The organism is Bacillus sp. SRB_8 (assembly GCF_003264205.1).
Taxonomy (GTDB): Bacteria; Bacillota; Bacilli; order Bacillales; family Bacillaceae_G; genus Bacillus_A; species Bacillus_A mycoides.
Genome location: NZ_NADT01000037.1, coordinates 1 through 11,105 on the forward strand (window position 1 = coordinate 1; position 11,105 = coordinate 11,105).

At 31.3% G+C, this 11,105-nt stretch carries 13 protein-coding genes and 2 pseudogenes; 11 read left to right on the forward strand and 4 right to left on the reverse strand.

From position 1 onward, the window contains the following. A pseudogene (locus B5P40_RS25640) lies at positions 1–440 on the forward strand (FtsK/SpoIIIE domain-containing protein); the annotation flags it as partial. Next, positions 379–993, forward strand: coding sequence for a replication-relaxation family protein (locus B5P40_RS25645; RefSeq protein WP_113710128.1), 615 nt, complete (start codon positions 379–381; stop codon positions 991–993). The pseudogene B5P40_RS25640 and the gene B5P40_RS25645, both read left to right, overlap by 62 nt. A gap of 1 nt (position 994) precedes the next feature. Here the strand turns inward: B5P40_RS25645 and B5P40_RS25650 are convergent, their stop codons facing one another. Continuing rightward, positions 995–1,219, reverse strand: a complete 225-nt coding sequence (locus B5P40_RS25650; RefSeq protein ID WP_113710129.1) for a helix-turn-helix domain-containing protein — start codon at positions 1,217–1,219, stop codon at positions 995–997. 463 nt (positions 1,220–1,682) lie between these two features. Between B5P40_RS25650 and B5P40_RS25655 the strand changes: the two genes are divergently transcribed. The 4 genes from B5P40_RS25655 to B5P40_RS25670 all read left to right on the forward strand — a co-directional run bounded on the left by B5P40_RS25655 (position 1,683) and on the right by B5P40_RS25670 (position 4,493). Continuing rightward, positions 1,683–2,954: a Y-family DNA polymerase gene (locus B5P40_RS25655; protein WP_113710130.1), complete on the forward strand. Its 1,272-nt coding sequence runs from the start codon at positions 1,683–1,685 to the stop codon at positions 2,952–2,954. 15 nt (positions 2,955–2,969) lie between these two features. After that, entirely contained in the window at positions 2,970–3,299 is a 330-nt protein-coding gene (locus B5P40_RS25660; RefSeq protein ID WP_002187914.1) for a YolD-like family protein, read from the forward strand. Positions 3,300–3,331: 32 nt separating this feature from the next. Beyond that, complete coding sequence (locus B5P40_RS25665; protein WP_002187915.1) at positions 3,332–3,733, forward strand: hypothetical protein; 402 nt, start codon at positions 3,332–3,334, stop codon at positions 3,731–3,733. Positions 3,734–4,283: 550 nt separating this feature from the next. Next, on the forward strand, positions 4,284–4,493 hold the full coding sequence (locus tag B5P40_RS25670; protein WP_081321629.1) for a hypothetical protein: 210 nt from the start codon (positions 4,284–4,286) through the stop codon (positions 4,491–4,493). Positions 4,494–5,172: 679 nt separating this feature from the next. On the opposite strand, the gene B5P40_RS25680 is transcribed toward B5P40_RS25670, so the two are convergent. Together B5P40_RS25680 and B5P40_RS25685 are read right to left on the reverse strand one after the other, a co-directional pair. Beyond that, positions 5,173–5,460, reverse strand: a complete 288-nt coding sequence (locus B5P40_RS25680; protein WP_113710132.1) for a hypothetical protein — start codon at positions 5,458–5,460, stop codon at positions 5,173–5,175. Positions 5,461–5,475: 15 nt separating this feature from the next. Beyond that, a complete protein-coding gene (locus tag B5P40_RS25685; RefSeq protein WP_044797605.1) occupies positions 5,476–5,775 on the reverse strand; it encodes a hypothetical protein in 300 nt (99 codons plus the stop codon). A gap of 395 nt (positions 5,776–6,170) precedes the next feature. Here B5P40_RS25685 and B5P40_RS25695 point away from each other — a divergent pair, with 395 nt between their 5' ends. The 5 genes from B5P40_RS25695 (at position 6,171) to B5P40_RS25715 (ending at position 10,205) form a co-directional block, all read left to right on the forward strand. After that, positions 6,171–7,280 (forward strand): serine hydrolase, encoded by a 1,110-nt coding sequence (locus tag B5P40_RS25695; protein WP_070146413.1) that lies wholly within the window; start codon positions 6,171–6,173, stop codon positions 7,278–7,280. An 874-nt stretch (positions 7,281–8,154) separates the two neighbouring features. Further along, positions 8,155–8,358 carry a hypothetical protein gene (locus B5P40_RS33775; protein WP_000479685.1) on the forward strand — a complete coding sequence of 68 codons (204 nt, stop codon included), beginning with the start codon at positions 8,155–8,157 and terminating at the stop codon, positions 8,356–8,358. Between the two features lie 399 nt (positions 8,359–8,757). Further along, entirely contained in the window at positions 8,758–9,615 is an 858-nt protein-coding gene (locus B5P40_RS25705; protein ID WP_113710134.1) for a hypothetical protein, read from the forward strand. Beyond that, positions 9,615–9,800, forward strand: coding sequence for an RNA chaperone Hfq (hfq, locus tag B5P40_RS25710; RefSeq protein WP_181150790.1), 186 nt, complete (start codon positions 9,615–9,617; stop codon positions 9,798–9,800). The genes B5P40_RS25705 and hfq overlap by 1 nt, the downstream gene beginning before the upstream one ends. A gap of 213 nt (positions 9,801–10,013) precedes the next feature. Beyond that, complete coding sequence (locus tag B5P40_RS25715) at positions 10,014–10,205, forward strand: aspartyl-phosphate phosphatase Spo0E family protein (protein WP_165690451.1); 192 nt, start codon at positions 10,014–10,016, stop codon at positions 10,203–10,205. Positions 10,206–10,795: 590 nt separating this feature from the next. Here B5P40_RS25715 and B5P40_RS33780 read toward each other — a convergent pair. Next, positions 10,796–11,035 (reverse strand): annotated as a pseudogene (locus B5P40_RS33780) (hypothetical protein); the annotation flags it as partial. Between the last annotated feature and the right edge of the window lie 70 nt (positions 11,036–11,105).

Consider the following 11,105-nt stretch of genomic DNA (forward strand, 5'->3'; position numbering starts at 1 on the left):
ATGAAGGAGCAAATCTTTGTCCGACACAAGGATTACCTAAAAAACAACGTGATGTATTATTCATGTGTCAGGAGATGTTATCTGAAATCGCAAGAATCGGAGGTGGTTTAGGATTCCGGCTCATATTTTGTACACAATATCCAACCTCTGATACATTGCCAAGACAAATTAAACAAAATGCTGATGCAAAGCTAGGTTTTCGATTACCAACAGCGGTTGCTTCCCAAGTCGCTTTGGATGAACCAGGACTGGAGGATCTGCCATCCCTGCCAGGAAGAGCATTATTCAAGACTGATCGCACAGAAGAAATCCAGGTACCTTATTTAAAGGATACAGACATGTGGAAGTTACTGAAGCAATACAAGGTGGTGAAACAGCATGAGGCATCAAACACTCAAACAGAAAGCGAGACAAATCGAGATTTTATCCACTTTGAGTAAGTTAGATTTTGCAACTAGGAGGCAATTACAAGCTATTCATGCTCTAGGTAGTATTCGAAATGCAAATCGTGTACTAAAGGATCTACATTCATATTGTCACATTACAATAGTGGCTCGTGAACACGTATATTATTTAAACAAAAAGGGACGGGATTTATTAGGCGTTACAAAAGAAGTGAAGAAAAGTAGTCAATTACAGCACATATTAATGCGAAATGAAAGCTGGATGTGGCTTGGGTTTCCAGAATGGAAAACAGAAAGACCTATAGAGTTTTCAATTAATGGTCAACGGTATCAGATTATTCCTGATGCAACGTATTTTGAAGGTAATGTCCCCCATTTCGTTGAAATAGATCGTATGCAACATATGAAGGCAAACGAACATAAAATACAGTTATATGGCCATATAACAGATATCTACAAAAGACAGAATGCTATTGTTCCAGTAATTATCTTTTTCACATTATCAGACTATCGGCAATCCAAATTAGAACAATATGCTGTAAAACAAAATGTGTTTATGAGAACTTTTATAATGCACGATATATTTTAAACTACATCCAAAAGTCATCTTGGTGGATTTCTTTATGAGTCATTCTCTTCAGCGCTTTAATAATCTTTTGTCCATTCTTAAATGAAGGATAAAAAGTATTTGCTCGACACAATTTACTAATCGTTCCTTCACTCACACCGGAGTTTTGAGCTAAATCTACTTGTTTAATATCATGATTGTCTAAAAATTTACCTAAATTAGATCTAGGCTTTTTAAACCAAGACATGCGTTTCACCTCAATTATTTGATTTTATTAAAAGCATGTCCAAATCTTTAGTTTTCTAAACTTTAGATAAGTGAATAATTTTGTTGGATACGGCATATAGTTTAAAAGAGAACGGGATAAAAAAATATGTAATAATTTTGAGGAATCTAGCATTCATATAAGTAGCTACAAGTTGCTGATACACTATTCTAATGGCAACTTGTTGCAAAGGGTATTCCTATAAAATTAAAAGCTTGAACCTATTGATACACAAGGGTTTAGGCTTTTTTAAATTTATGGAGCAATGAAAACAAGTTTAATAAATTAAGAGATATCATATTGTTGAGTCGTCGAATATTGAAGAATTAAATTAATAATTTCACGTACCATAATGATAATAAAAAAATATATTCTAAATGGTTGTATGACACGAAACAAAAGGTTTATAATAAGAACAAACGTTCTGTTCTTGGAGGCTAAAACGATGTTTGATTATTCAAAGTGCATGAATCGAATGATTCTTTGCATAGACCTTTGTTCTTTTTTTGCCAGTTGTGCGTGTGTCATGAGGGGATTAGATCCATTAAAAGTAAAATTAGCTGTTGTTGGTGACGTAAATAGAAAAGGATCTATTGTGCTGGCTGCCACTCCTGAATTGAAAAAAATGGGCATTTCTACAGCAACAAGGTTATACGAAATTCCAAAAGATCCAAACATAATTATTGTGAATGCAACAATGAGAAGATTCGTTGAAATTTCAAATCAAATTACGGAAATTTATACAAAATATGTAGCGCTTGAAGATCTACACGTTTACTCAATTGATGAGTGCTTTCTAGACATGCAACAAACAGCTCACCTTTTCGGGCGTGATCCGATTGTAATTGCTAAAAGAATTCAAAAAGAGATATTTGATACAACTGGTGTAACTGCATCCATTGGAATTGCACCTAACCTATTTCTCTCAAAGGTTGCTCTAGATGTGGAAAGTAAACATTCAAACTCTAGGATTGCCATGTGGACATACGAAGATGTTTCAAAGAAATTATGGGAAATCAAACCTCTTCAAAAAGTATGGGGAATTGGTACGGCGACTCAGGAAGCCTTACACAGTATGGGACTATATTCCTTAAAGGATGTTGCAAAAACACCTAAAGAGCATCTAATAAAGCGATTTGGCAAAGTAAAAGGTGAAGAGTTATATCGCTTCTCATATGGTATTGATGAGAGCCGGATTGCAAATAAATACATTCCTAAAAGTACCTCTATAACAAAAGGACAAATCTTGTTAGAGGATTGTTTTAGCCCCAAAAAATTAAAAATGCTTCTTCTAGAACAAATAGAAGAAACCTGTTTTCGCTTACGATCTTTAGATAAATGCTGTCGTACGGTTGAGCTTTCTATAGGTTATAGCAAATACATCGGTGGAGGGTTTAAACGAGCGATTACCTTGGATCAACCTACTTGCTTAACAGAAGAGATATATGAGGCTTCTTTACAACTATTAAGAAGATTTCATTCTGGTCATCCGGTACGCCAAATACACATTACATTAAAAAATTTGACCAGGGATGATGCAATTCAAATGTCATTGTTCGAAGATACTTCCCAAAAAGGTACTAAAAGGAAATTAGCAAAAACAATGGATAGTATACGGCACAAACATGGTAAGAATTCAATCATGAGGGGTATTAGCTACATTAAGGGGGCTACACAAAGGGAAAGAAACGGAAAAATAGGTGGACATAAAGCATAAGGAGGAATACGGAACATGATTGATAGAGGTATGATGCGATGGGTTCCATTTTCAGCAATAAAAGAACAATTTGAAGGACTAAATGAATTATATGATAAGCAAAATGAAGTACCGATGCCTATTTTAGATGAACAAAAATTAGATCTTATAAATGATATTGTGTGTTGTGCAATTGCTGAACACAAGCAAGTAAGCATCTCATATCAAAAACAAAACAAAGCATATTTGGAAGTGGGTTATATTCATTACTACGATATGGTCTGTAATGAATTAAGATTTAGGAACCAACAGGATAATGTACTATATATTAAAATTAATCATGTAACAGATATCAAATATACATAACGCTTCAAAATTTATGGGGTGGGGGAATTATGATGAAAAGTCAAAAAGAGCTTATCTATCATTTTAGAGAGTTTTGGGATTTTGAGTATATTTGTTTGGAGAAAAAAGGCTTGGTGTTTCCAGAATTAGAAGAAGTAATGTTGAAATATAACATGCATAAATCTGATGAGAATTTGGAATTTAAAGAGTGTTGGATACATCGTGAATTTGTGGAGGGAGAAGAATTAAGAACAGTTCAAATTATATATGAAGATAGTAAAATCAATAGGGTTGTTCGTTTATGGGGATCTAAGAGAGAGAAAGATGGAAAGGTTCTTGCAATAACAATGGACTTTTTAAATATAGAAACCAAAGAACTTGAATGTGAAATTGATCTAATGAAAGATAAAAAATTTGAAGGTATCAACCATAGAAATAGAGCCCTTTTTAATTAGGACTCTATTTCTATGGTTTCATTACAAAATTTTATATCCCACATAGTTCGAATAAAACCCTGAAGTTTGATAAGAAACAAAAGATGTTAATGCTGTTTATATCCCACTACGTTTAGATAAAACCATCAAAGGTAGCCTTCCACAATCTGTTTTAGGTACGTTTATATCCCACTACGTTTAGATAAAACTTGTGACCTAGAGGCGGAATATACCCCATTTGTTTACGTTTATATCCCACTACGTTTAGATAAAACTTATAGCTGCCAATATTATAAGGAGTTAAAACATAGTTTATATCCCACTACGTTTAGATAAAACCCCTCATAAAAAGTGTGATAGAATCTTTGTACAGCAAGGAATCTAATTGATACTAGTTTGCAAATTTTGCAGTGGACCGCCAGTCTTGTTTCATAAAATATTTTCATAAATTATGTTAATCCCATGAATCACAAGAGATTTAGCATGTTACGTAATTATTAAGATGCGCTGCAAAGTTAGTTATTACTACAATATAAACGTAACACATCTAAAAACCTAAAGAAATAAACAAATGTACAAAAAAGAAACGTATGACCAAAAGTATTATCTTGTACAGAAGGAAGTAGATGAAGCAATGACATATGTTAAGGCAGGAGTAGAGCATATGCAAACTGGGTTATCTATGGGAGATAAAGTAAGTGTAGAAATAGCGAGTGATGAATTAATAACCGCTTCTAAGCTAATAGATAAAGGTCATAAAGAAATGAAAAAGATTAAGTAACAGATAATCAAACAAAGGGGTAGGTGAGTATGAAACGTAAACTGTTAGCTTTAGTTGTTCCAGTCATGTTATTGTCAGGAGTAGGTTGTGCAAACACATCTCTATCAACCTAAGATAAATTTATATCCATAACTCACAGAAAACGTTATTCCTTCTAATCTAGCTTGTTTAGAAAGAATAACGTTTTTTTGTACTTGGGGGGTAATAAAATTTCTTAAGTTGATGGGCATGTATGGTGACCCCTCTTAGCACATTAAGTAAAAACCCCTTAACAGAATTTCTTGAATTTTTAGAGTTTACTTTTATGCTATCAATATTATTATTTATGATAGCTGGCTCAATTAATGTTTCACGTGCAGAAAGAACGGGAAGAAAAGAAATATCAACAATAGTAATAGCGGTAATAATAACGGTTTTGTTGCTGGTTATATATAATCCAACTGTATAGTAAAAACTTAAAGCACTTACAACTATACTTTTACTGAAAGACCCAAGTAATACTTTTTACAAATTAAATCCCTCTCTTAGCCAAGAGTGGAAAGAAATTAAAAAGCAATTAAAAATTGAGTAATAAAATGACATAGTTGCATAAAAAAGAAATCTACACAGCATTGTAGACTTCTTTTTTATGCAATCAGAATTGCTGTATATTTAATTTTAAAAAGACTTCTTAGTCATATTAAATTTCTATGGTTTCCTTACAGGTTTTCGCAATATGAATTAAAAAATCAATGAGGGGATATTTCATTAAAGATGGATGTTGTGTAAAATGTATTCCTTCTTTTTGTATTGCTAAAACGAGCTGTTTTACACTCATTTCTTTTCGTTTAATTTTATTGTAATGTCTAAATGCGATATTTTTCCACTTGAAAGAATCGCATTGGAAATAACTTTGTCCTTTTATTGTATGGTTGAAAATTTGTTCTAACTTTTCTCTTCGATGTTTTTCTTTCAAAAAGTTCTCCATAATACATACCCCCTCCTAATCGTTAGCTATGCAAAGTTTTCTTCCGTATTTGCTATAACCAGTCTCTAAAGTTAAGATCCATTCGTGTAAATCTTCCCAGGAGTATCCTAACTCAGATAAAAGTATAGGAAATAGATCAAAATTATCACGCCAATCATACATATTATTGAGAGCATCCTCTAATCGACCGAATGAAAACAAGGGAATATTTTTCTTCTTTTGATTTTTATAAGTAGCACGTACTAAGTAAACATAAGTCCTCCCATGTTTCTTACTAAACACAAAAAAGCCTTTCGTTCCCTCTTTCCCTTTCATTTCTCTCACCCTTTACGTTTTTCCCACCATACTATTGGAAAAGGAAAATATGGTGGGAAAGATTTGTTTAAATGTGATTTTATTTAACTAGTTACTAGTACATTATCTTTTACGAATTTTTCAGCTTGTATATAGAGCAAAAACAAATCGGCACTAAGCGTTAAAGTAGTTGAGTCTTTCATTCTTTTAAGGTTAATAAAGTCGTGGTTTTCATTACCGAACATTTTTGCGTAACCTAAAACTAAGTATATAGGGTTCTGTATTGAGCCACCTTAACTTTGTGAATTTTATTTTAGAGAAATGTCACTTGGTAAAGTGTGTAACATAATGGGAATTGATGTTAAAATTATATTAGGAAAGTTTACAAAATTATTAGACATACAGAGGGAGAAATTGTGTTGAAATCTATTAAAAAACTAGCCATTATATTACTAATTGTTTCAATTTTCTTTATTGCATATAAAAATATTTCAAAACAAAAAGAAGGTTATGAATTTGTTATGGAATATTTAAAGACACATAAGACAGATAAAAATGTATCTTTTATTCTACAAAGAAATGGAAAAAATCTAGTAAGTATAAATTCTGATGAGGTAATTCCTTTAGCAAGCATGATGAAACTAATTATTGCTGTAGAATTTGCTAAACAATCTGCTGAAGGAACGATTAAAGTTGATCAACAAATTCCCTTAAGTGATTTAGAAGCATATTATATAAAAGATACAGATGCCTCTAACCACCCTAATTGGATTCGTTATTTAAATGAAAAAAACATTATTCGAAATAATCAAGTAACATTAGAACAAATTGCAAAAGGAATGTTGCAGTTTAGTTCCAATGCAAATGCTGATTATTTAATAGACAAATTAGGTTTGGAAAATATTAATCAAACGATGAAAAATTTACAATTACCTCATCATCAAGAATTATATCCACTTGTATCTAGTTTATATGTTGCTGGCAATTTAAAAAAAGAAGAGAATTTAACCAAAAACGAAACCTTAATAAAAATGAAAGCTATGTCACAACAAGAATTTGCTAGGGAATCTATTAAGATTCACCAATGGATGAAAAATTCTACTGAATTTAAACAACGTAATATCCCATGCCTAGGCGATATTGAATTTCAAAGAATATGGTCAGATAATTTACCAGCCGCATCCGCAAAAGACTATCTTCTATTGATGGAACGACTGAATCGTAAAGACTATTTCCCACAGAATGTGCAGAAAGAGTTAGACAAGATTGTCGAATGGCCTATGGAGAATCCAAATAACAAGGAATGGTTAATACATGTAGGGCAAAAAGGTGGTTCAACAGCATTTCTATTAACAAACTCCCTTTATGCAAAGGATAAAGAGGGAAATATGACGGAACTAGTGTTTATGTTTAATGACTTAAATGAAACTGATTATATGAACCTGAGTGAACATTACAATGATTTCGTGTTAAAAACTTTGAATGATCAAAAATTCAGAGATCTCTTAATTGAAAATTTAGATTAATTCAGAGATCGACCACACCATCTCTATATGGAGAGGCGGGCATGATACCATTGTGAGGGTGTGAAATCCCTGTCCACCGCAACATTCGCAAAGTAATCATGCCCGTATGGGATCCATGTCAAGCCTATACGATATGAAAATATGTTCTCAAAGTATGTGAATTTCACTCGTTTCAATTGACTCAAATTTAATTGCGAATTGGCTCAAATTTCGGTTGTGAAATATAAAAATTCCTAAACTTTAGTTTTATCAAATACAATTTCTCAGAATTCTCCTTATTTCCATTACATAAAATTTATATTCACTATTCAGTCTAATACTTTATTTTAATAAAACTCTTATCATGAAATATAAACGATTTGTCAGTCTAAATCTTTATTTTAGTTAATTAGACAAATACGAATAGCAATATCCCATTAGATCTAGGATGTTCAGTCTAAAACATTTTTTAAACTGAACAGCAAGTTTATGAGTTTAAAAAAGATTTATGGCAATGTTATGCTTCAAATATTACAAGAATTTTCTCTAAAAATAATGCTTTCTGGCAATATTATGGTTCAAATTGTGGCGGACTTATGATTCAAATCACAGTATTTGTAATATGAACCATAAGTTTTCCGAAACGGCAAGCTTATGGTTCTTTTTGTTTGCGGCAAACTTATGCTTCCTGTAGCTTTGAAATAAATTCGTACCGATTATAAAAAAGTTGATCGTTTTATCCCTTTGGGTTTACTTATCTATAGGGATATTTTTATTAATAAAAGAAACATGATATATAAACTGAATATAAAAACGTTTTAATCCTTTAAAAATATTCCATAATTCGGTATTGTTTAAATATGGAATATTTTGTTTACATGAAAGGGGTAACTATATGTTTTTACAAAAATATAAAGGTTTGATTATTGGGATAATTGGTGCTGTTATAGGGATATTATCTTTCTTTTATCTTAAAGATTTAGATTATATGTATAGATTGGGTCTTAGATTATTTTCTATAACATTAATAACTATAGGATGGATTATTGTCGAGAATTCGAACCATTTCTATAAAAAAAAGGATAATGGTAATGTATAGATGTTACTATTCCCAAATTTTTTTGCGTTTTATTAATCAGAGAATCACATAGTAAGGTTAATATGTGTAATTTTAATCAACCATTTTTATAAAAACCAATCTTAAATCTACTGGAAAAGAATCTATTATAAAATCAACGTTTGTAGCATGTTTTTGATCAAACTTTATTACAAACAAACAGCATTCACGGCAAGTTTATGGGTTAATAATTAATCCACGGCAAAGTTATGCTTCCATTTTCTTTGAACAATTAGATAAATATCTTCTAAAACAAGTGAATTTCGGCAAGTTTATGCTTCCAATTGCGGCAAACTTATAGGTAAAGTGACAGGATTTATGGTATATGAAATATAGTTGGAAAATTAATTGAGTTTAGGGGTTTAGAGAGGGGAAATTACTATGTCACTTTTACAGCAACATTTTGAAGAAAGAAGAGAATACATTTTCAATCGTCTTAAACAACCAGAATACATGGAAAGAAGCATAGAAAAAGTTCAACAAGCTCAAAAAGAGATCAAAAATACAGTGCGAACGATTAAAGATTTGTTACTCTTAGACAAAACAACTGATCCTTGTTTACCAGAGGTCGCTCAATTTTCTCTTCAACACATTACAAATTCAGAGTCGTTTGAGAATGTCAAAAACCTTGTTCCATCCTCTATAAAAAAGTTAAGTGAAGAAGAACGCACAAAAGTGTTAGATGAAACATTAAGCGTAGCAAACCAAATCATGAATCTAGAACGTACCGTTTTTATCATAATGTTTAATGCAAAAGAGAAAATTCTCATGGATTCTTATAAGAAAAAAACTAGATCACAAACAGAACTTCATTACGATGTTGCTGACAAAGAAGGGTTCGACAAGGCTTTTTATGAAGAGCGTATTGATTCATTACAAAATGATATTCGTGTGCTATCTTTTAGAAAGCTATGTGATAATGAACCCGCACCAGAGGACTTAGAACTATTCAAAGAACGTTATGAAACAGTTATTTTACCAAAGATACAGGAAATTGTTTCCCTAATTGAACCAAGTCTAATAGATGTAGACGTATTTTTAAATCCAGTAATCGAGTACGGTGTAGGAGAAATCACTTTAGATGAAATGATTCAAAAATTACAAGAAAACATTTCTTTATTTCACAAATTATCAAAGGTTGAATATTGCCCAACGGTTGAGCTAACAGTAAAAGAATATTTATTCTTAGAAGCTATGAACCGTTCCAAAAAAGGAGAGGAGTTGCAACCATCTAAATGATGCATACACAAGAAAAATTTTATGAGAAGTTAATAGAAGAGAAGAAAAAAGTAACGATTTTTCTAAAAAATGGTGTTAGAGTCCCTGGAAAAATTGTCGCTGTTGATAAATTTACGGTACTAGTTCTAAGTGATGGAAAGCAACAGTTCCTTTATAAACAAGCAATTTCGACTATTTCTTTATAAAACAAAACCGACACAAAAGTCTCACAATGATAACGTTTTTATCCTTTTATGAATGTATCTCACTTCAAAAATTTCCATACATAATGTACTCTTAGATATAAGAGTTAGTTTTTTTCCTTTAGAGCAAGGCTGGTTTCAGCCTTGTTTTTTGTTTGCAATTTTTTGGGTACAATTTTTTCGAGATTCTATGTATAAAGGAGTTTAAAAGAAAAAGTGGATATGAAATTACTACATGACATGATAGAAGATCAAAAAGAAGAATTGAGCTATCTTGTAAAAAAATATGGATTTAGTCATCAAAAAGTAATTGATTTTAGTCAAAAATTAGACCTTTTAATCTATGAAGCAATGGGGAAATATCGATTAGACAAAAAAATTAGGATAAAAAAAGAATTCTTTCAATAAGGATTCATAACAAAAAGATAAGAGAAAGATATAGAAATAAAAAGAATTAACTATATTATAATCCAAAAATATGAAATGATATATTGAGAAAAAATGCAAGAATGAATTTTCTGATTAAATTTATTGAAATAAAAAAAGAGTTGTAATAACAAGCTGTCATTAAACCCCTTACACCAAAAGGTTGGCAAATATCCAATCTTTTTTTATGTAGATAGGCTCTCTTGCTTTTCTTGCATGAGAGCCTATCTACATTCGGGAACTACCCTTCATTATTATAAAGAAAGAATCCATATAAAACCAATGGTTTTTTTGATATTAAAACGCTACATTTTCTATATTCTATGTTAAAATTAGTGATTGAGGGTACAATTTTTCAAGAGAAAAAGGCAAACAATATAAATACTTTCTGAAAGTGTTCAATTCAAGTTCTACAAAAAGCATTTGTTATTCTATAACAAATGCTTTTTGACAAATTACATTCTTTTTTATAACATAAAAAAGGAATTGAGTGGCTAGACTCAATTCCTTTGGTGAAGCTATTTGCCAACGAACACCTGGTATGAGAATCCTTCGTTAAACGTTGGATTCTTTTACTTTTTCTGCAACATGAAATGTAATACTGTATATGCCATTTTTCTTGTTGAACATCCTCGTTTGAGCGCTAATTGTTGTAAAAGTTTTTGTTGAAATGGTGATAATTCAATTTCTACAAAATGCTGAAAAGCAGGAGATTGCTTTTCAGGTATATCTTCCATATAGATATAGTCTAAGCCTTCTGTTACTAAATCCGATGCAATTTAATCTAAATTTTCGTTATACAATGCGAACTCTGGTTCTGGTGCAAAAACTCCAAAACTCTTGCAAGTAATCTCTTAAATTTGGACATACTGATAATATTAC